Raw genomic sequence first — 21,449 nt, forward strand, 5'->3', positions numbered from 1 at the left:
GCCCTCACTCAAGCCGCCCGTGTCGAGGACGGATGGCGGGCAGCGCCAAGATTCATTTCAGTCAACAGGTGAGAATTGACTTTGTGAATATCAAATACCGCCTCCGCGCGGGCGCGCGCCTCTTTCCCCATCTGCAGTGCAAGATCCGTGTCATCAAGAAACTTTCTCATCACATCCGCCAAGGCATTGGCGTCGCGAGGAGCAACCAGAAAACCAGACACACCGTCCTCCACGGTATCTCCGCAACCCGGTAGCGTAGTGGTAATAACCGGGCGCCCTGTTGCCATCGCCTCGAGTATCGAGCGAGGGATGCCCTCTCGATAGTAGGACGGCAGCACAAAGACCGATGCATCTGACAGATAGGGGCGGACGTCATCCGTCTCACCCAAGTATGTCACGATGCCGTCTTCAGTCCATTTCTCGATTTCATCCGGTTTTATTCCTTTGGGATTGGGATCGAGCGGGCCAAGAATTCGAAACTCCGCGTCCGGATATTCAGGTTTGAGGCGTTTTGCAGCGGCAACGAATTCGCGAACACCCTTGTCAGCAAGAAGGCGTGCAATGACAAGAAACTTCGGAGCACCTTCGGAGAATGCCCTGTGTGCAAAACGCTCAAGGTTGACGCCCGTGCCTGCAACCCTGATGAGTTTGGAATTGTCATCCAGCATGGCAAACCGGCGTATGTCGTCCTCATCCGCGCCGTTATAGACAAAAGCGCGCCCCACACCGCGCAATCCGGCGCGATAGAGCCGCACGGAAACGTCCCGCAGTATACGCCGTTTGCCACGTGGATCCGGATCGGCAAAGACATAGCCGAGGCCGGTCATCAGGGCATGGCGTTCCGGCACCCCTGCGAGTCGCGCAGCGATACCGCCATAGATGACAGGCTTCATGGTGTAAGAGATCACGACGTCGGGGCGCAGACGCTGGAATGCACGTACCATACGCATCAAAAGCACAGCATCCGCCAGAGGATTGGTCCCCGTCCGCGCCATTGGCAACACCTCAAAGTCGCATCCAATATCGGCAAGCGTGTCGGCCACAGCGCGGTCGTTTTCGGGTGCAAAAGCGGTAACATGGTGCCCTTCGGCAATCAGGGCGCGGATCAGATCGAAACGGAACCGTGTCAGGCTTGGTGCGTAACTGCTGACCAGGGCGATCCGCTTTGGCGCTACCTTGCCCGTCATTTCGAAATTCCTGTTTTCGATGCCATGTTCAGGCTCCATGCGCCTCTCTGCCCTTGAGAGATCGCCTCATGATACCATTGATCATGGGCATCAATGTAACGAGACATCGAAAAGTTTTGGCAAATCCGGTCTCGCGCAGCGGCTCCCATAGCCTGGCGGCCAGATGGGCCGAGGTCCACCATTTTGGCCAACGCATTGGCTTGGGCCTCGGTGTCTGAGGGGGGGATGACCGCACCCGTTTCACCGACGATCAAACCGGTATCACCCACATCCGTGACGACGGATGGCACACCACAAGCCATGGCTTCGCACACCGCAAGTGGAAAAGCCTCACCCCATGCGGATGGCAGAAGAAAAATATCAAACCCGCTGACAAGCTTTGCAATGTCGCTCCGTTCACTCAGCGTGCTGATGCGATCCGAGATTCCGAGCTCGTGAGAGGCGCGACGCGCGCTGCCCACGTCTTGTCCAGTCCCGATCAGAACACCCTGAACGTCATAACCCAGCTCAAGCAATCGAGCGATGGCAGCGACCATCCGGGCCTGGTCTTTCATTGGGTGGTCGCGACCCACATTGCCGATGATGATCCGGCCGTCAGGAATACCTGCAATGGCCCCCAACCGCGCCCGCGCCTCCGCATCGGGGCGGAATTCGTCGGTGTCGATCGCATTTGGGATGACAATCGATCGATCGGAAGCAAAGCCTATCGCCTCGTGCTGTGCTGCTGAGACTTGCGCACAATACGATATTCCGGAAACGCCACCGGATAGCGCCGCACCGCTACGTATGAAGAAACGGCTTGAACGGCGTTCATTGTGGATATCCTGCAGCGAGTGGTGGACAGCCCAAAGTACAGGTGGCGCGGCCGTGGACGCGATGGTTGCCAGACGTGCCGCAAGATTTCCGTGATACATCCACCCATGAATCAGGTCCGGTCGGGTGTGCCGGACATGCTGCCTGAGAGTCTTCAACGCCCTTACGGAATACCTGCCCTGTTGCAGCCCCAAGTCATGCACCGGTACACCAAGGGACGCGATTTCCTGGCCAATTGCGCCCTGGGGCATCAGCGACAAAACAGAGTGGTCATATGCGCGCTGCCCAAGGGCGCGGAGATACCTCAGAAGCATGATCTGGGCGCCCCCAAAACCGGTGCTCGTGATGCAATGGAGAACCTTCATGTCGCTTCCTTTGGACTGCTTGTATCGTTGGAACCCCATCCGCTGGTTTTAAGTGCTTCCAAAGTCCGGGACCAATCTGTGCGTCACTGTTTTTCCAGGGCGCTTGGGAATGCCAGCAATCTGCCACTCTGTGGCTTCAGCATGCTGGTGAGATTGACGCGCGCGCCTTCGGTCGGTTCTCCGGGTGTATTGACTGCGCCTGGCTCTGCTTCTCCTGCCCCGAACACCACCGATGCAGCAATCCGCTCAGCGTCTTTACCCTCATTGGCGCGGTAACGGGGAACAATCTGGCGGAGTGTATCAATGATCATTGACGAGTCACCCAGACGCGCAAAGGCCTCTAGCCGGCTCATCCACACCTTGGCGTCGGCCAGCGAAACCTCTGCCGAGGTTGCAACCATCACACCCTCCAGACCACTTGGTGCGCGGGTTTCGAGCTTGTCAAAGAGTTCTTCGAACAACTTCTCGCCTGGTCGCATACCAATGATCTTGATCCCGATATCCTTGCCTGGCTCCAAGCCCGACAGGCGGATCATCCGCTCTGCTATGTCGATGATCCGGACCGGCTCACCCATATCGAGAACAAAGATCGCACCACGCGATGTTTTTTGCTCGATCCCATGAGCGGACGCCATAAGAGTAAGCTCCACCGCTTCGCGGATCGTCATGAAGAACCGCTCCATTCTGGGGTCGGTTACGGTGAGAGGTCCGCCGCTGGCGATCTGCTCTTTCAGAAGGGGTATAAGCGATCCTGAGGAACCGAGCACATTGCCAAAGCGCACAGTCATAAATCGTGTGCCTTTTCCCTCGCGCTCCGCCTCCCGATCCAACGCGCCACAATAGAACTCTGCAACCCTCTTGGTTGCTCCCATAACCGACGTTGCATTGACTGCCTTGTCGGTCGAGATCTGCACCATTGCGGCAGCTCCTGCGTGGCGGGCTGCATCCGCGACATTGCGCGTTCCGATCGCATTGGTCAGCACACCTTCGCCGGGATTGGCCTCGACAATGGGCACATGCTTGAGCGCCGCAGCGTGGAAGACGATATCCGGACGATAGGTCATGAACAGATTCTCAACCCGCGTACGGTCGCGTACGTCGCAAATTTCACAGTTCTTGACCACCGACGAGAAATGACGGTCTAGATCCTGGCCAATCGAATATAGATTGAACTCGCAGTTATCGATGAGCAACAAGCTCTCGGGATGGTTGGCTGCAATCTGACGCACAAGTTCTCCGCCGATACTGCCGCCGGCGCCGGTCACGACGATCCGGCGGCCAGTGACCAGCCGGGCCAGGCGCTTGCGATCAACGACGTGGGCCGGGCGCTGAAGCAGATCGTTCGGCTGGACTTCTTCAATACTCAGCGGGCGAGATTCGTTGAGCCCGTGCAAGTCGCAGATCCCCGGCAAGCGACGTACACCGATGCCCTGGCTTTCGGCCCATGACACAAGCTTCCTCACTTCGTCCTCGTTGAACTGTGCGGGGGCTTCTGTCAGCACGATGTGGCGGGGCAGCGCGCGCGTCGCGAACCAGTCTTTGACCGCTTCGACGTCCAGAACCGAACCAACGATCGGGACATCGTGAAAAACCAAACCTCTTGTGTTCTCGACACCGTCAACGATGCCGATCGGCTGGTAAGGCGGATTGGGCATATTACGTACGGCCCGCAAAAACAGATCGCAGGCGGTCCCGGTCCCAACAAGCAATACAGGCTCCGCTGTTGCCGCCTGCAAATGATTGCCTCCGCCAAGAAGCGTTCCCAACAGGTTTTGGTTGATCCTCCGGACCAAGCGCGTCCCGCACAGAAACGGAAGCGCCACAAATAGAGCAATGACCATAACTTCGGGCGGGACGTTCACTGCTGCCAACCCAAGCGACCGGAGGATGCCTATTGCCAACAGCACCAATGTCGTTGCCGTTGTCACGATCACTGCGTCACGGATAGACGTTGTCTCCGGATGGCGCCGATACATTCCCAAAAGGGGAAAAATGACGGCTGCCGTCAGAACACCTGTCAGCACGAGACCCGTGATGCTTTCGCTGTGGGTCGCATCAAGTGGGAGCCCGCTACGCAGAATGTAGGACGCGGAAAGCGCAGCGGCGACCAGAAAAATATCGCTGAAAAACAGACGCTTGTGAGACTTCAACTCACCGGCGACACTCAAAAGGAATTCCCGGACCCCTGAACCAAAAGTGCGGAATTGAGAGGCAGGTGTATTTCTATGCCCAATAATGAACTTCACAACAAATTACCCCCAAAACAACAAACAACAGAACGCCAAAATGGAGCCAGTTTTGGCGCATACTAAAAAACTTGTAGGTAGCTTAACGTTAAGTAGATTTTTCTCAAATCGATTTCATGCGCGTGAGCACACCAAATCCCTTAACCTTCCAAAAGCACAACTTAAGGCCGCATGTTATGTGGCGCTTCTACTTTTCCGGTACCCAGTTTTCACTTCGCCCCCACACTTGCTTAAAAATTAGGCAAATGCGGACAGCAGCCATAGCCGAACTGTTGAGCCACCGTGGAGAATCCATGAAAAAACGACGGATTGGGGACGGTATGCCGGACGCCCGATTCGGCCACAAAACTACGGCGAAATTATGATCGAGCCATTTGCTGCAGCTAGGCGTCGCCAGCGAGCTTGGCGAGGTAGTGTTCGAGATTGGATGTTTCGGCTCCCGGAAGCTTTGCCCAGGCATCTTGAGGATCATAAAGATCAAACGAAGGGCGGAGCCCGTCCCGCGCATCAGCCAGGCCACTGCCATCGCTGCCTGCAGGCTCCCGGTCGGCTGAAATCTCCGGCCATCCGCCCAAGTCGGCCAATGGATCGTCTACAATTCGCCCGTCACAATTGCGCACATGATTGAGCACCCGCGCGTCGAGATCATCGGCTTCGCGCGTGCCGGGTATCTGATCTCCTGCTCTGTCCAGAACATAGGTCATGGTTTCACTTACGGAGAAGACAGGTGAAGCGATTGGGTCGGCTGGTGTGGCAACCTGATGATCCTTGGCAACTGGATCTAGAACCTCAAACGGTATCGCGGTTTTGCAATCCATTGCGATATTGTCCTTGGCAAAGATCTCAATCAGGTTTTGGGGGTCCATCAGGAACGCCTCAACAGCAAAGCGTCGATCCTTGCGCGTACTCGGGCCTGCCAGAACAACGTTGCCGACATAGTTCACGCGTGTAGTTCCGAGGTTGTTGTAAAACTCGCCGAACTGGCTCCCAGCATTGTAGAAGACGTTGTTGATAACCTCGATCGGACCAATATCCGTCGCCTTGAGATCAGGATTTCGATCCCGATTGTGGGCAAATAGGTTCCGCGTCAACGTAATCCGCCCACAGGCATTATCCGAACCTTCGTGTGAGCAGATCAATGCGCCTTTCGAGTGCGCCCCCTTGGGATGGGTCGCTTTTTCCAGCCCATAAGCGAAGATGCTGTTTGCAATGGTGATGTCAGCCGCAGTGCTGCTGCTCACATGAACATTAATGTTCTCATCCGTCGCAAACATTACCGAGACATGATCAATGTAGATCCGCTCTGCGTTCTCGATGGTGATCCCATCAACCGCCGGGCTATCCTCAATGCTCGGACCCGGGCGCACTTTGAGAAAACGGATGACTACGTCATGCGCGCCCTTGATCACGAGCGGTGATCGGATGCTGTCGCGCAACTTCAGCTGAATTCCATCCCCGGGCGCTGTCTGCCCGGCAACATAAACATTCGACCCCACCCTAAGTTCACTGTCGAGCTCGATTGTGCCACTGACTTGAAAGACACAAACGCGAGGTACATCAAGCTCTACGCACGCACGTAAACTGCCCTCTCCTCTATCCTCAAGCGTGGTAACGGCAATAATTTCACCCCCACGCCAACCGATTGCCCCGGCACCAAAGCCAATGGCACCGGGGAAGGCAATCGGTTCGGAAGAGGCAATTCCGGCAAACCCGACTGCCAAGAGGCAGGTTAGGAGTCTTAGGTACATCGCGACGCTCACCCTTATACTGTTTGCGACTGTGACGTGGGTGCCGAGCCGCGGCGTGATCCCATCGCTCATCGCTTGCCTACGGCGTTGAGTGCGACACCAACCAGCGGAATCATTTTACTGCGCATGGCATGAGTTGCTGCACGCAGTGCCCGCTCTCTTGTTTGCCCCGCACGAGCAACAACAACGGCAACATCGGCAAACTCTGCAAATCGATTGGCGTTCTCTGTAGCCAGATACGACGGTGTGTCGATCACTATGAGATCATAGGTTTTGCGCAGGTAGTTCTCAATTCGGGTTTCCTCGCTTCGATCAGCCCGCAACTTGAGACCGAAATGCGAGGTTGGTCCAAAGTTGATCACGTCAAGCTGAGGGTATTGACTGCAGGTGCTTATGCCTCTCCTGAACGTTTCGAAACTGTCGAAAGCATCCTGCAGGGCAAGATCGGAATTCGGCACACCAAGCAGTGCGCTGGCGCTCTGTTGCTGGACATCCAGATCAATCAGAATTACCCGCAGACCGTCGTGGGCAGCACAGGCGCTAAGGGCAACGGAAACGGTGGACTTGCCCTCGTTGGGCAGGGCGCTGAGAACCATCAGGGCAGCGCCTTTATCCGTATCCGTCCTGGCCAGTGCTGACGTAGCAAGTGACCGCGCTGCCTGCCCGAACGCCGAGTAGGGAGCCGCAGAAAGGTGCTCGATCAAGTGACCACGCGCGCCAGCCCCCGAACGCGGCAACCGGGGTATCTGCGCCAAGACGGGCAAACCACTTGCCTCCTCGGCGCTGCCCACCGTCCAGATTTGCGCGTTCATCTGTTCGCGGAACAGAACATAAATAAAGGCAAAGAAGCTTAAGACCACAAACGCGACGGCCAGTGTTGCGACACGTTGCGGCTCGGAGGGCTTTCGAGGAGGCTGCGCCACGGTGATCTGGCGTGCCGTGGGCGTGAGCGAGTCTCGTTGCGCCTCATAATCGTTCAAGCGCTCGAAGATCGATTGATAGCGCTGCTGATCGATCTGCAATGCGAGTTCTAATTGCGCGCGCTCCAATTCAGCCCGGGTGCGTTGGCGAAGCGCATCAGTCCGCTGCTGTATCTGCCGCGCAAGATCCGAACCCTCGCCCTGTTCTTCTAGATCGGCGATTGCGCGCAGGCTTTCGAGTTCAGCCAGCATCGCTTCGGTGCGGTTGCTGTCATCGAGCGCATTCAACCGAATCAAAGCCGCAAGTTCAGCTTGCCGTGTTGTAAGGTTTTCGATGGCAGTCACAGACCGCTTGCGCAGAAAGTTGATAGCGCTGTCGATACCCAACCGCTGTCGGCGGAGCCCTTCCTCGATATAAGTCCTTGCGACAACATTGCTGACCCGCGCAGCAAATACAGGGTCTTCGTATGTGGACTCTATTCGAATCGCCAAGCCATGGCCTGGGTAATTGATCGAATAGATACCAAGGAGCTTGTCGATAACGGCTTCGCGCTGCAGGGCTTCGTACTGCGCAATGCGGTCTGCCTCACTCAGGGCTTCCAGATCACTTTCGTCGAGCGGTTCTGCCGGGTCGCTTGCCTCGGTCGTTACCACCGCCTCACCAGAGGTTGCGGCATTGATGGTGCTGCCGCTTCCCCCGGGTTGAAGAAAGCGAAACAGTCGCGACAAAAAGAAATCATTATCCCCCAAGCTGGGTGCAAAGTCAGGATCGTCAAAAAGCTCCATGCGTTCCGCAATTGATTCGGCGAACTGGCGCGACCGCAGCACCTCGACCTCGGTTTGGGCCACACTTGGATCGATGACGCGCAGGCGGGAGCTGACCGTGTCAAAGGCGGTATTGCCTGTCTCCAACACGATGACCGAGGTCGCCACGTAACGCTCACTGATGGAAAAAACGACGGCTGCAGTGAGCGCCATGCCTACCGCAACAAAGCAAAAGATCAGGACAAAATTGTGTTTAAAAAGATGCCACAGATCCTGCAGACCCACACGCGAAGTGGGTTCCGACTTCGATATGTCGCTCTGGGGGGATACGTTCAAAAAACACCTCTTCGAAATCTGGATACCCTGATCGCGTGGATACTCGTGTATGTAAGAGCGGATGATGAAGTGTTTTCCGGCCAAGAAATAGATCTCAGCAAAAAATGACCGCCCACCTTGACTGCAGAAACATCTGCAGGACATCTAGCATACCGCCGTGCATTTCAGAAAGAGTGAGTTGGCAGACCGCCGCCCGACGGGCCACTCGTTCACGAAGAGAGGCTTCAGGTTGTGTGCGGCGCCCAAACCTGGACCACTGGAAGTTGGTTTTTTGCTACCCTGTCCCGGTGAGAAGCTGGTGACGCCATCAGGACAATGCACAGCAATCGACATGGTGTTTCCGATTGCGCCACGGCGTCGCTTCTCGTTGCCGGGCCAACGTCAATCCTCCAGCTTTTCATGGACCTCTGCACGGCTCATGAACGCATGGGCGTTCGACACCCCGCCTTTTGCCGGTTGTCGAAGGCGAAAATGTGAGTGGCTGGCCAAAACCTCGCAGCCTTTTCCAATCCGCAAAGGCGACAAACCCTTCGCCGGCCCGCGCCCGTTGATAAAATCCATCGCGCGGCACGGATGAATCGACACACAGCGCTTGCTTCATCGAAAATCCGCCGCATAATCAAGCCAACCGGACGCGCCAGACCCTCTTTTAGTTCACGCAGCATTCAGTCCATAATCCCTGACGCACGGGTGACGGGTATGGGGCGCCGCAGTTCGCAAAACCGCCCGTGAGGCTTTCGCTCTCATCGCCACGCCATTTGACGGAGTGCACATTGTCTACCCCATCCTCACAAAGCTGGCCGCATTTCGATGAAATTCAAATTGAAGCCGTCGCAGAACTGCTCCGATCCGGAAAGGTCAATGCATGGACCGGGGCAGATGTAAGATCTTTCGAAGATGAATACGCCGAAGCTTTGAATGTGAAGCACGCCGTAGCATTCGCGAATGGCAGCGTCTCAATCAACACGGCTCTTGCCGCGCTCAAACTGGCCCCTGGCGATGAGGTCATCGTAACGCCACGCAGCTTTGTAGCTTCGGCGTCCTGCGTTCTGCTGTTTGGCGCGATACCCGTCTTTGCTGATATCGACCCTGACAGCGGAAACCTCACCCCCGAAACAATTCGGGCCTGCATAACCCCGAGGACAAAAGGCATCATTCCCGTCCATTTGGGCGGATGGCCATGCGACATGCCTGGAATCATGGAACTGGCTGCAGAGCACAAGTTGTGGGTCATCGAAGATTGCGCCCAAGCCCACGGCGCTTTGATCAACGGCCACCCCGTAGGCACATACGGCGATTTTGGCTCCTTCTCGTTTTGCCAGGACAAGATCCTTACCACGGGTGGAGAGGGCGGTCTCCTCGTAACCAACAATACCGAGCTTTGGAAATACGCCTGGAGCTACAAGGACCATGGAAAAGACTATGACAGAGTCTTCGCCACGGATCATCCACCGGGGTTCCGCTGGCTGCACACGCATCTCGGCACCAACCTGCGGATGACCGGAATATCTGCCGCGCTTGGCCGGATTCAGCTTCGTCGTCTGCCTGAGTGGCAGTCGGTCCGGGCACGCAACGCGCATATTCTCGCGCAAGCATTCTCAGACTGCCCGGTCCTTCGTACGCCGATGCCAGCCCCAAATCTAACCCATGCCTGGTACCGCTTCTATACCTACGTTCGACCAGAAAAACTGGCTGAAGGCTGGAGCCGCGATCGGATCATGACTGAGATCCAGGCGGCAGGTTTCCCGGTTTTTTCTGGAAGCTGCCCGGAGATCTACCTTGAGGCCGTGTTTCCCGAGTCGATCAGACCGAAAGCTCGGCTGCCTGTCGCCCGCGATCTCGGCGAAACGAGCCTGGCCTTCCTGGTCGACCCGACCTGGTCTGAAAATGAGATCAGAGCGCTCGTTCAAGCCGCCCTCCCAATTCTCGAGGCCTCTGGAAAGCACTGAATTTGGTTCAATCAAGCGGGAGGGTCCTGGGCCGGTGATGGATGCAATGCAAATGGAATTCACCATTGAAGCGCGCAATCGTCGACGTGACCGCCAATTCCATCGAGGAACACTCCAAGCCATCCGCAAGGACAATCATTTTCTGTATCGTGACCGAGGCCTTTCTTGCTCTGGGGCGTGCCGCGCGAGAACACGGTCCCGCAGTACGTCCAAAAGACCACGTTTCCACATCACGAACAGTGCGCTGGAGGCTTCGACACTGTTTGCCCAGCGGCTTAAGTTTGCCTCAATTCCGGCGCTATACTTGACTCATGAATATAGCCGCCATGATTGCGGATTAGCAGTTCTTACAACTCGCAAATCCGTATCCCAATTATGCGCTACAATCGGCGTTTACTGTCCATTTTCAAGCGCATCAACCGGAGACGCCCTTAGCCAATGCATTTCAAAGACATAAATTTCATCATCATAGGTGCAGGGAAGTCGGCGAGCACCTGGCTTCAAAAACAGCTGCAATCTGATCCGGAAGTCTACATGCCAGACCCGGAACTTCACTACTTCTCTCGGAATTACAGCCGAGGTGACGAATGGTACCTTTCTCAGTTCAAAGATGCGGGGGTGGGCCAGACCGTTGGCGAAAAGTCCAATTCCTACCTGTATGCGCCCGATGCAGCAGCCCATATTCACGACCGCATGCCTCATGTGAAGCTGATTGCGCAATTGCGCAACCCCGTCGAGCGGGCCTACTCCAACTACTGTATGTTGTTCCAGCGCGGTGAGGTCGGACCAGACATCGAGTCCTATCTCGACCCTTCGCAGGGCGGCGGCAACAAATTGCTGATCTCCGGTCATTTTGCGTCACATCTGCAAACCTACATCGACCTGTTCGGACGCGAGAAGCTTCTCATCCTGTTCTTCGAAGGCGTGTTGGACGATCCAGAGGGGCAGATGTCGCAGGTTCGCACCCATCTTGATTTGCCACCGCACCCCTTGGCGCCGGAAGGATGGAGCAAGACAAAGGACAAATCCGCTCCCAATGTGCCAGCGCATTGGAAAAAGCGCCTTGGGTGGATGAAGCCGATAGTCCGCCCCCTAAGAGGGACCGCAACCTTTGAAACGGCACGCGGGTGGATTGCAAGCGAAACCCAGTACCCGCCGCTCACGGACGATCTAAGAAAACGGCTTAACGACTATTACGGCCCGTCTATCGAGGCCTTGGAGCAGATTAGCGGTCAGTCACTCAGCCATTGGTATGGGTCGATGGACGAGCCGGGGGGAATGACAGCCTGATGTCGCTCGGAGACTGAAGCGGAACGCGTACCCACATAAAGCACACATTGACTGAGAGGAGACCAAACCAGCGCGCGGGAACATCATGATCGATTGAGGAGCTTTTCCGTTTCCGCGGCACCTGAACCGCGGCAGTGGCCTGAATGGTTCAAACAATCATCGCTTTCGCTCAAATGGGTGCAGATTTTCGAAACATACCAACCGGGATCGGGAAAAATCGGCATTTTTTGCCAAATAAAAAGAAAGGAGAAAGGCGGATACATGCTGTCATCCGCTGATTGATATGAAGAAGTTTGTAATAACTGGTATTCAGATGAGAAACAAAGGCTCTCAGGCGATGTTTCTCACGCTTTATTATGGGTTGAAGTCGATTTACAAGGATTGCGAGGTGGTCGGCTTTTCCAACAAATACGACCCCTCCGAAGAATACACTTTCAAGTTGCTACCCTACGACGACTACACTCGGCTGGTTTTCAAATACCGGCTGAACAAGGTTCCGCTGCTGGAACCGCTTTTGACCTCTTTCGTCGGCATGATGAAGAAAACCGACAAGTGGAAGGGCAAGATCCCGGAAATGGAAAAAGCGCTGCGGGAAGCGGATGCTGTGTTCGATGCGAGCGGGTATACCCTTGGCTCAGGCTGGTCAAAGAAAGGCGGCGGGTTGCTGCTGGACACGATAAGATACGCCAAACGGTACAACACGAAAATCGTCCTGATGCCTCAGAGTTTCGGCCCCTTTGATTGGGACGATGACGACAACGGGGCCTTCCTCAAAGAGATGAAAGACGAACTGACCTATGCCACGAAAATATATGCCCGCGAGAAAGAGGGGTTTGGCTGCCTGAAATCCCTGGGTCTGGACAACGTTGAATTATCAACGGACATGGTTGTTCGAGAAAAATTCTTTCCAAAAGCAAGCGATATCTACCCATCCTACCAGGAGGACGAGACGAACTACCCAACCAAAGGCTCTGTCGGGTTCATAATAAATGAGAACATCTTCAGAATTGGTGACCCCGAAGCAGTCTTCAATCTGTACGCAAAGCTGCTCGACAAACTGGTGGACAATGGAGAAAAAGTCTACATTCTAACCACCTCCACTGCCGATACGCACCTTGTTGAAACAGTTCTTGGAAAGACCAGAAACAAAGACAACGTGGGCGTGATTGCCGGTGAGTATTCGAGCCCGGAACTCATAAACATCATCAGCAGGTTCAAATACGTTGTGGCGTCACGCTACCATTCGGTCGTGTTCGCATACAGAAGCGGCGTGCCCGCAATCATTCTCGGGTGGGCCAATAAATACATAGACCTGGCCGAGCACTTCCAACAGCAAGACTACGTGTTTGACATAAGAAACCCAGGCGTCGATCGCATCATCGAACAAATCGACAAAATGGCGGCGAACCACGAAAACGAGTCACGCACCATAAAAGACCGCTTGAAAAACCTGCAAGCCTCTTCCGTTGTCGCCGAAGCTGCAAACGAAATCGCCCCGCAAAACACAACAGCCACCTAGCAGAAGGACACCCGGTAAATAGCCGGCACTCACACAAAAACGACACACAGCCAGCGGCGACCTAGAATTCCGGATATCGTGGGCCGTTGTATCTCTTTGCGTCCGCGAAAAAGGAGACCTGTGCCACTGCGCCATCAATTTAGGTGCTTGGAGTGCGAAAGCGGGTCTCACATTACTATTTAAGTGGGTATGCTCGTGCAGTGTTTTTTTTTCGGAGAGTTGAACAAAATCACTGCACCACAAGCACAGTTCCACAGCCGCTCTTCGTTCGGCAAATGCGAACCGCTCGCCCAACTGTTTACTCTCTTCAACGGCAGCCCCATGGCAATCCACAGCTCGAATCCACCATGTTCAAACATCAACACTGAAGTTCTCAACAGCAGTCAGAAAAAAGTTCCGTGCTAGAACCGGAGCCTCCTAGTCAGAAACAGTTTCAGACTTTGACTCGAATCGTTTACGCAACACGAAGGGCAAATCAGCGTCATCGTCTAGTCAGCCTTGCATTCTCAGCCCCTGCATCCCGCGGAGGCATCGACGGCTTGCAAACAGAATCCGTTTCGACCAATCTTGCTGCATCGCCGCTTGTCGACCCGGGTTGTCGGTATTTCAGTCGCGGTTGCTCGGGTGGCGTGTCGCGTCCCTTTGTATTGGTTGATTTTTTGTGTGTCGCGGGACCCCGCGTGTTGCGAGTTGGATTTGATTTGTGAACCGGTTGCTTGAAATCCTGATCTGCCTGCTTCTGGGCCTGCTCGCGCTTCCCTTCTTTGTCATTGCGTGCGTCGTGGTGCTTTTGTCCATCGGCCGTCCATTGATGTTTTCGCAAATCCGAGCCGGACGACAGGGTCGCAATTTCCGGCTCTACAAACTGCGCAGCATGAAAGAGACACGCGCGGCAGATGGATCGTTGCACCCCGATGCGGATCGCCAGACGCGCGCAACGGCAATGATCAGACGCCTGAGGCTCGACGAGATCCCGCAACTCGTTTTGATCCTGCAAAACAAAATGGCCCTGGTTGGGCCTCGCCCCTTGCTGCCTGAAACGATCGAAAACTTCGGACCCGCCGGACAATACCGATGTTCCGTTCGGCCGGGGCTGACCGGGTGGGCGCAGGTCAGCGGCAACACCAACCTCAGCAACAGTGAAAAGCTGAGCCTTGATCTATGGTATGTGGCGCATCGGTCACTGGCGCTGGACCTGCAGATTCTGGGCGAAACGGTCGGAGCGGCCCTGCACAACGAACCCCGCCGCGACGACCGGATCGAGGCGGCCCGGAAATGGATGGACTCGAATGGCCCGCTGGCCCAGGACATGCAGGAGATGAACGCGTGAATATCGTACTTGTCGGCGCCGTCGAGACCACGCTTGCAGCCTTGATGTCGATGTGCGGCGCCGGGCATGTGCCGGCCCTTCTGGTAACCTTGTCGCCACGCCTGTCCGCGCGGCATTCGGATTTCGTCGACCTGTCACCGGCGGCCGAGAAGTATGGTGTCCCGGTTCTGCATATCGAGAAAACCAACGATCCCGCGACTCTCGAACAGATTGCCAAGGTCAAACCCGACCTGATCCTGGTGCTCGGTTGGTCACAGATCTGCGGCCCCGAGTTCCGGGCGTTGGCGCGGATTGGCTGCATCGGATTTCATCCGTCGGCCCTGCCCCGCCTGCGGGGTCGCGGTGTGATCCCCTGGACGATCCTGTTGCAGGAACGAAACGTCGGATCCTCGCTTTTCTGGTTGGGCGAAGGCGCCGATGACGGCCCTATCGCCGCTCAGGCCATCTATGCGGTCGATCCCGAAACCGTCACCGCCCGCGAGTTGTACAATCGAGCTTTGCGTGCCGTCTCAGGACTGCTACCGCCTTTGTTGAACCAGATTTCCAACGGCGATATCCCGGCCGAACCGCAACGCACCGACGGGATCAGCCTGTGCGCCCGCCGCCGCCCCGAGGACGGTCTGATTGACTGGACCAATCCTGCTGCGGACATCCACCGCCTGATCCGTGCTTCGGGTCCGCCCTACCCCGGCGCCTACACCTATGGCCCCGATGGCGCGAAACTGGTTCTGACAGGGGTCAGGTATACCGAACCGGAGGGCTACTTCATCGGCCTGCCCGGCCAGATTCAGGCCATCGGCAACGGCGGCTTTACGGTGGCCTGCGGCGACGGGCGCTGTCTGGACATAACTGAATGGTCAGGGGCCGACACACCCCCTGCCCTTCACGCGAAACTGAGGACACATCCATGATCGCTTCCGACCTGACCACTGGCCACGCCGGCCCCGCGCTGATCGTCGCTCCGCATCCCGATGATGAGGTTCTGGGCGCCGGCGGCACGATGGCCCGCATGGCCGATGCTGGGCGCGAAGTGCATGTGGTTGTCGTCACTCGTGGCAAACCCCCGAAGTTTACCGATGAACAGGTCGCAACCACACGGCGCGAGGCACGCAATGCGCATGATCTGCTGGGCGTCACCGAAACACATTGGATGGACTTCAATGCGGCGGAGTTGTCAGAACATGCCCATTCGGACCTGAACGGTGCGCTGGGAAAGCTGGTCCGCGACATCGCCCCCAGCCTGATCCTGGCTCCACATCCGGGCGACATCCATATGGATCACCAGCTGAGTTTTCTGTCCACGCTGGTGGCAAGCCGCCCGCATCAACATGACTATCCAGCCAATATTCTGGCCTACGAAACCCTTTCCGAAACAAATTGGAACGCCCCCTATCTGACCCCGGCCTTCGTGCCAAACGTGTTTGTCGACATCTCGGACACGATCGAGCGGAAGCTGGAGGCGTTCGGCAAGTTCGAAAGCCAGGTCAAACAGGCACCGCACGAACGATCGGTCGACAGCTTGCGCGCACTGGCCACCCTGCGCGGCGCGACGGTGCACCGGTCGGCGGCTGAAGGCTTTGTTCTGGTCCGATCGGTGATTTGACAGGAGGTGCGAAATGCAGATGTGGCCCATCTATGATCAGGAACAGATCGACGCCGTAGCCCAGGTTTTTCACTTCGATCGTCTTAGTCTTTGATCAATTCAAGTCATCGGTAGCGACTTCTAAGGCCAATGGATCGAAGAACAATTCACCTGACGCTGTGCACTCGGCTTACATCCGCGCAATCCGCCTAAGCCAAAAGTCGATGGGGACAGCGCTGTGTGTCCAAACGACGGACTTGTTTCAACTTCACAGTTGAAGTCTTGCCTTGGACATAAGCACATTTAGAGAGCGGCAATCACAGCGCCAAAGAGAGAAAGTCGGAAGTATGAGTAACTGCAATACCAATTCTCAAGGTACTTGAGATCTTGGTGCGGGTGCCCTGCAGTACTCCCTTCTGCCCCTTTTTGGGCCGGGCGTATCCGCCAAATGACGTCTCTGCCATTGCCAGCGCCCTCGACTTGCAAGAACGTTGCCACAAACTTCTGTGCCTAATCGGCATCGACACAACACGCATTGTTCGATGCCGACCTTAGCTTTGGTCTAACCCGGCCTTTTGTGATCAGCCAATGATCGCGTTCAGTGTCGCGCTGGGGCGCATCACCGCCGCAGTTTTGGTGCGATCGCCGTGGTAATAGCCGCCCAGATCAGCAGGCTTGCCTTGAGCGGCCAGCAGTTCGGACAGGATCTGCTCTTCCTTCTCCGCCAGCTCTTTGGCGATCGGAGCAAAATGCGCGGCCAGTTCAGCATCATCCGCCTGCGCGGCCAGTGCCTCGGCCCAGTAGCGGGCGAACCAATAGTGGCTGTCGCGGTTGTCCGGCTCGCCAACCTTGCGGCTGGGCGAGCGGTCGTGGTCCAGGATGCCCTGCGTTGCGGCCTCGGCCGCAGCGCCCAGAACGGCGGCCTTGGCGTTGCCGCTGCTGTCGGCCAAGAAGTTCAACGATTCCCCCAGCGCGCAGAATTCGCCCATCGAGTCCCAACGCAGGTGGTTTTCCTCGACCAGCTGCTGAACGTGCTTGGGCGCCGAGCCACCTGCACCGGTCTCGAACAGACCGCCGCCATTCATCAGCTTGACGATCGACAGCATCTTGGCCGAAGTGCCCAGTTCGAGGATCGGGAACAGGTCGGTCAGATAGTCGCGCAGCACGTTGCCGGTGATGGCGATGCTGTCCTTGCCGGCGGTGATGGTTTCCAGCGACTTGCGGGTCGCCTCACGTGGCGCCATGATCAGGAACTTGTCAGCCACGCCCACAGCCTCCAGCGCCGGCTTGACGTATTTGATCAGCTCGGCGTCATGGGCGCGGTTTGCATCCAGCCAGAAGATCGCCTCGGAGCCGGTCAGACGCTGACGGTCCATCGCCAGTTGGATCCAGTTTTCAATCGGGGCTTTCTTGGCCGTGCAGGCGCGCCAGATGTCGCCCTTTTCGACCTCATGCGAATGCAGGGTTTCGCCATTGGACAGAACGACGCGGATCGTGCCGTCGGCGGGCGCCTCAAATGTGGTCGGGTGGCTGCCATATTCCTCGGCCTTCTGGGCCATCAGGCCCACATTGGCCACCGAACCGGCGGTCGCCGGATTCAGCGCACCGTTGGCTTTGAAGAAATTGATGGTCTCGTCATAGACCGGCGCATAGCAGCGGTCGGGGATCACGCAGTTGGTGTCGCCCTTCTTGCCGCTCTCGTCCCAGCCCTTGCCGCCCGCGCGGATCACGGCGGGCATCGAAGCGTCAATAATCACGTCCGACGGCACGTGCAGGTTGGTGATGCCCTTGTCACTGTCCACCATGTACATCGAGGGTCGATCGACCTTGACCGCATCGATCGCGGCCATGATCTCGGCATCGTCCTTGACGCGGTTCAGCAGATCGCCCAGGCCCGAATTCGGGTTGACGCCCAGCTGTGCCATGCGGTCGCCGAATTTTTCGAACACCGGCGCCAGCCACGACTTGACGGCATATCCAAAGATGATCGGGTCGCTGACCTTCATCATCGTTGCCTTCATGTGCAGCGAGAATATGGTGCCGTCTTTCTTGGTGTCCTCGATCGCGGCATCCAGGAACTCCGACAGCGCCTTGACCGACATGAAAGTGGCATCGGCAACGGTGCCTTCCTCCAGTGTCCAGCTGTCTTTAAGGACGGTAACACTGCCATCCTTGCCCACGAATTCGATCCGCGCATCACCGGTCTGGTCTGCGGTGATGGTGGCCGATTTCTCGTTGGCATAGAAATCGTTGCCCGGCATCGACGACACCTTGGTCTTGCTGTCGGCCGACCATTCGCCCATCGAATGCGGGTGCTGCTGGGCATAGCGCTTGACCGCCTTGGCGGCGCGGCGGTCGCTGTTGCCCTCGCGCAGAACCGGGTTCACGGCCGAGCCCTTGATCGCGTCATAGCGGGCGCGGATCTCTTTTTCGGCGTCGGTCTTGGGGTCCTCGGGATAGTTGGGGATGTCGTAGCCCTGCCCCTGCAGTTCCTTGATGGCAGCGACCAGCTGCGGCACCGAGGCCGAGATGTTGGGCAGCTTGATCACGTTGGCCTCGGGGGTTTTCACCAGCTCACCCAAGGCGGCCAGATCGTCGGGCTGACGCTGCTCTTCGGTCAGGTCTTCGGGGAAGGCCGCGATGATGCGCCCGGCCAGCGAAATATCCTTGGTTCCAACGCTGACGCCCGCGGCCGAGGCGAATTTGCGGATGATGGGCAGGAACGAGGCACTGGCCAGCTCCGGCGCTTCGTCTACGATGGTATACAATATGTCGAAGTTCGATTTTTCTGCCATGTTCCCTTACCTTTTTTAAGCCTTTCAGGGGCGTGCGATCCGAGAGTTGTGCCGCGTGCGGCGCGGCGTGCGAGGAGCGTGAATGCTGTTCCGCTCCGGGGTGACTCTGATTTGACAGGGCTTCCCTTAAATCACCCGGGGCCCGGGATCAATCGCAACTGAATGCGCATTTTGACCCAGTTTGCGCAAAACCGCGCATATGCCCGTATTTTCAGCCCGCCGACGATACGCAACGCCTTTCCCTTGGCGCGGGCGCTGGCTAAGACGGTTCTCCAACCCGAGATCAAGGAGGCCCCGTTGGACCGTATCGCCCGCACCATCGCCACGGAAATCAATGCCCGCCCCGAACAGGTGGACGCGGCGGTCAAGCTGCTGGACGAAGGCGCCACCGTGCCCTTCGTGGCGCGCTACCGCAAAGAGGTGACGGGCGGGCTGGATGACAGCCAGCTGCGCACCCTGTCCGACCGGCTGGCCTATCTGCGCGAGCTTGAGGCACGGCGCGAGACGATCCTGAACTCGATCAAGGATCAAGGGAAGCTGACCGACGATCTGGCCAGATCCATTGCCCGCGCCGAAACCAAGGCGCAGCTGGAAGACATCTACTTGCCCTACAAACCCAAGCGTCGCACCAAGGCGATGATCGCGCGGGAAAACGGGCTGGAGCCGCTGGCCGACGCGATCCTGGCCGACCGCAGCGCCGACCCCGAGGGTCTGGCCCAGGCCTATGTGACCGAGGCCGTGCCCACCACCAAGGACGCGCTGAATGGCGCGCGCGACATCATCACTGAGCGTCTGACCGAAAACGCCGCCCTTCTGGGCGAGCTGCGCAGCTTCATGCAGGCCGAGGCGCTGCTGACCTCGAAGGTGATCGAGGGCAAGGAACAGGAAGGCGCCAAGTTCAGCGACTATTTCGACCATGCCGAGCCCTGGGCCAAGGTGCCTTCGCACCGGGCGCTGGCAATGCTGCGCGCCTCGAAAGAGGGGATCGTGACGCTGGACATCGCCCCCGACCCGGAAACCGGCGCCGCCCGGGCCGAGGCGATCGTGGCCGCCCATCTGCAGACGCGCAGCGACGGGCCGGGCGATGTGTGGCTGCGCAAGGTCGCAGGCTGGACCTGGCGGGTGAAACTGTCGCTGTCGATGATGGTCGATCTGATGGCCGATCTGCGCAGCCGCGCGCAGGAGGAGGCCATTCAGGTTTTTGCGCGCAATCTCAAGGACTTGCTGTTTTTCGCCCCGGCGGGCCCCCGCCCCACCCTGGGGTTGGACCCGGGTATCCGCACCGGCGTCAAGGCCGCGGTGGTGGACGCCACGGGCAAGCTGGTGGCGACCGACACGCTGTATCCGTTCCAACCCAAGAACGATCTGCGCGGCGCACAGGCCACCATCCTGAACTTGATCGCCACCCACAAGGTCGAACTGATCGCCATCGGCAACGGCACCGCTAGCCGCGAGACCGAGCGGCTGGTGGCCGACACGCTGAAACTGCTGCCCACAGGGATGCAGGCGCCCACCAAGGTCGTGGTGTCCGAGGCCGGGGCCTCGGTCTATTCCGCCTCGGAACTGGCTGCGCGCGAGTTTCCCGATCTGGATGTCTCGTTGCGTGGGGCGGTGTCGATCGCCCGTCGCCTGCAGGACCCGCTGGCCGAGCTGGTCAAGATCGAACCCAAGAGCATCGGCGTCGGCCAGTATCAACACGACGTTGATCAACACCGGCTGAGCCAGTCTCTGGAAGCCGTGATCGAGGACGTGGTGAACGCCGTGGGCGTCGATCTGAACACCGCTTCGGCGCCGCTGCTGGCCCATGTCTCGGGCCTGGGCCCCGGTCTGGCCGAAGCCATCGTGGCGCATCGCGACCAGAATGGCGCCTTCCGGTCGCGGCAGGATCTTCTGAAGGTCCCGCGCCTCGGCCCCCGCGCCTTCGAGCAATGCGCGGGCTTCCTCCGCATCCGCGATGGCGACGAGCCGTTGGACGCCTCGGCCGTCCACCCTGAGGCCTACGACGTGGCCCGCCGCATCGTGCAGGCCTGCGGCAGCGACATCCGTCAGATCATGGGAAATGACGGTGCGCTGCGTGGTCTGCGCACGGAACAGTTCGCCGATGACCGCTTCGGCCTGCCCACGGTGCGCGACATCTTTGCCGAATTGGAAAAGCCCGGCCGCGACCCGCGCCCCAGCTTCGTGACCGCCAGCTTCAAGGAGGGTGTCGAAGGGATCACCGACCTCAAACCCGGCATGGTGCTGGAAGGCACCGTGACCAACGTCGCTGCCTTTGGCGCCTTTGTCGATATCGGCGTGCATCAGGACGGGCTGGTGCATGTCAGCCAGTTGGCCGACCGGTTCGTGAAAGACCCGCATGAGGTGGTCAAAGCCGGTCAGGTCGTGCGCGTCCGGGTCGTTGAAGTGGACGTGTCGCGCAAGCGGATCGGGCTGAGCATGCGCAAGGATGGCGGTGCCTCTGCCCGGCAAGATCGCGACCATAGTGGGCAGAACGCGCGCGTTAAGAACACAGGCACCTCGAAATCGCAACGCGCAAAATCAGCCGGAAAAGCGCAGCACAGCGCGTTTGGGGACGCGCTTCGGAATGCACTGAAAAATCAGTAG

Annotated in this window: 13 protein-coding genes; 7 read left to right on the forward strand and 6 right to left on the reverse strand. The window is 57.7% G+C overall.

Features of this window, described 5'->3' with window-relative positions:
* Positions 1–8: 8 nt before the first annotated feature.
* The 5 genes from K3752_RS17675 to K3752_RS17695 form a co-directional block, all read right to left on the reverse strand.
* Positions 9–1,226: a glycosyltransferase family 4 protein gene (locus K3752_RS17675; protein ID WP_217355749.1), complete on the reverse strand. Its 1,218-nt coding sequence runs from the start codon at positions 1,224–1,226 to the stop codon at positions 9–11.
* The gene (locus K3752_RS17680) at positions 1,184–2,365 is read right to left on the reverse strand and encodes a glycosyltransferase (protein ID WP_260066599.1); all 1,182 of its coding nucleotides are present in this window, start codon (positions 2,363–2,365) and stop codon (positions 1,184–1,186) included. The genes K3752_RS17675 and K3752_RS17680 overlap by 43 nt, the downstream gene beginning before the upstream one ends.
* Before the next feature lie 83 nt (positions 2,366–2,448).
* Positions 2,449–4,611 (reverse strand): nucleoside-diphosphate sugar epimerase/dehydratase, encoded by a 2,163-nt coding sequence (locus K3752_RS17685; RefSeq protein ID WP_260066601.1) that lies wholly within the window; start codon positions 4,609–4,611, stop codon positions 2,449–2,451.
* A 383-nt stretch (positions 4,612–4,994) separates the two neighbouring features.
* On the reverse strand, positions 4,995–6,431 hold the full coding sequence (locus tag K3752_RS17690) for a polysaccharide lyase family 1 protein (RefSeq protein ID WP_260066581.1): 1,437 nt from the start codon (positions 6,429–6,431) through the stop codon (positions 4,995–4,997).
* Complete coding sequence (locus tag K3752_RS17695; RefSeq protein WP_170442410.1) at positions 6,428–8,464, reverse strand: AAA family ATPase; 2,037 nt, start codon at positions 8,462–8,464, stop codon at positions 6,428–6,430. Before K3752_RS17695 ends, K3752_RS17690 begins: the two co-directional genes overlap by 4 nt.
* A 689-nt stretch (positions 8,465–9,153) precedes the next feature.
* On the opposite strand from K3752_RS17695, the gene K3752_RS17700 reads away from it, so the two are divergent.
* The 6 genes from K3752_RS17700 (at position 9,154) to K3752_RS17725 (ending at position 16,071) form a co-directional block, all read left to right on the forward strand.
* Positions 9,154–10,329 (forward strand): DegT/DnrJ/EryC1/StrS aminotransferase family protein, encoded by a 1,176-nt coding sequence (locus K3752_RS17700; RefSeq protein WP_170440005.1) that lies wholly within the window; start codon positions 9,154–9,156, stop codon positions 10,327–10,329.
* Between the two features lie 438 nt (positions 10,330–10,767).
* Positions 10,768–11,619: a sulfotransferase gene (locus tag K3752_RS17705; protein WP_170422123.1), complete on the forward strand. Its 852-nt coding sequence runs from the start codon at positions 10,768–10,770 to the stop codon at positions 11,617–11,619.
* A 313-nt stretch (positions 11,620–11,932) separates the two neighbouring features.
* Positions 11,933–13,138 carry a polysaccharide pyruvyl transferase family protein gene (locus K3752_RS17710; RefSeq protein ID WP_170530480.1) on the forward strand — a complete coding sequence of 402 codons (1,206 nt, stop codon included), beginning with the start codon at positions 11,933–11,935 and terminating at the stop codon, positions 13,136–13,138.
* A gap of 703 nt (positions 13,139–13,841) precedes the next feature.
* Entirely contained in the window at positions 13,842–14,468 is a 627-nt protein-coding gene (locus K3752_RS17715) for a sugar transferase (protein WP_260066602.1), read from the forward strand.
* The gene (locus K3752_RS17720; protein WP_260066603.1) at positions 14,465–15,379 is read left to right on the forward strand and encodes a methionyl-tRNA formyltransferase; all 915 of its coding nucleotides are present in this window, start codon (positions 14,465–14,467) and stop codon (positions 15,377–15,379) included. The genes K3752_RS17715 and K3752_RS17720 overlap by 4 nt, the downstream gene beginning before the upstream one ends.
* A complete protein-coding gene (locus tag K3752_RS17725) occupies positions 15,376–16,071 on the forward strand; it encodes a PIG-L deacetylase family protein (RefSeq protein ID WP_170367216.1) in 696 nt (231 codons plus the stop codon). The genes K3752_RS17720 and K3752_RS17725 overlap by 4 nt, the downstream gene beginning before the upstream one ends.
* 560 nt (positions 16,072–16,631) lie before the next feature.
* Here K3752_RS17725 and K3752_RS17730 read toward each other — a convergent pair.
* A complete protein-coding gene (locus K3752_RS17730; RefSeq protein WP_260066604.1) occupies positions 16,632–18,845 on the reverse strand; it encodes an NADP-dependent isocitrate dehydrogenase in 2,214 nt (737 codons plus the stop codon).
* Between the two features lie 162 nt (positions 18,846–19,007).
* Here K3752_RS17730 and K3752_RS17735 point away from each other — a divergent pair, with 162 nt between their 5' ends.
* Positions 19,008–21,449: a Tex family protein gene (locus tag K3752_RS17735; RefSeq protein ID WP_260066605.1), complete on the forward strand. Its 2,442-nt coding sequence runs from the start codon at positions 19,008–19,010 to the stop codon at positions 21,447–21,449.

Source organism: Ruegeria sp. B32 (assembly GCF_025141855.1).
Lineage (GTDB): Bacteria > Pseudomonadota > Alphaproteobacteria > Rhodobacterales > Rhodobacteraceae > Ruegeria > Ruegeria arenilitoris.

Bases quoted from the DNA above. Each gene is read 5' to 3' on its own strand.
- K3752_RS17675 (WP_217355749.1), bottom strand. From the start codon at position 1,226: ATGGAGCCTGAACATGGCATCGAAAACAGGAATTTCGAAATGACGGGC.
- K3752_RS17680 (WP_260066599.1), bottom strand. From the start codon at position 2,365: ATGAAGGTTCTCCATTGCATCACGAGCACCGGTTTTGGGGGCGCCCAG.
- K3752_RS17690 (WP_260066581.1), bottom strand. From the start codon at position 6,431: ATGAGCGATGGGATCACGCCGCGGCTCGGCACCCACGTCACAGTCGCA.
- K3752_RS17705 (WP_170422123.1), top strand. From the start codon at position 10,768: ATGCATTTCAAAGACATAAATTTCATCATCATAGGTGCAGGGAAGTCG.
- K3752_RS17710 (WP_170530480.1), top strand. From the start codon at position 11,933: ATGAGAAACAAAGGCTCTCAGGCGATGTTTCTCACGCTTTATTATGGG.
- K3752_RS17725 (WP_170367216.1), top strand. From the start codon at position 15,376: ATGATCGCTTCCGACCTGACCACTGGCCACGCCGGCCCCGCGCTGATC.
- K3752_RS17730 (WP_260066604.1), bottom strand. From the start codon at position 18,845: ATGGCAGAAAAATCGAACTTCGACATATTGTATACCATCGTAGACGAA.
- K3752_RS17735 (WP_260066605.1), top strand. From the start codon at position 19,008: ATGCGCATTTTGACCCAGTTTGCGCAAAACCGCGCATATGCCCGTATT.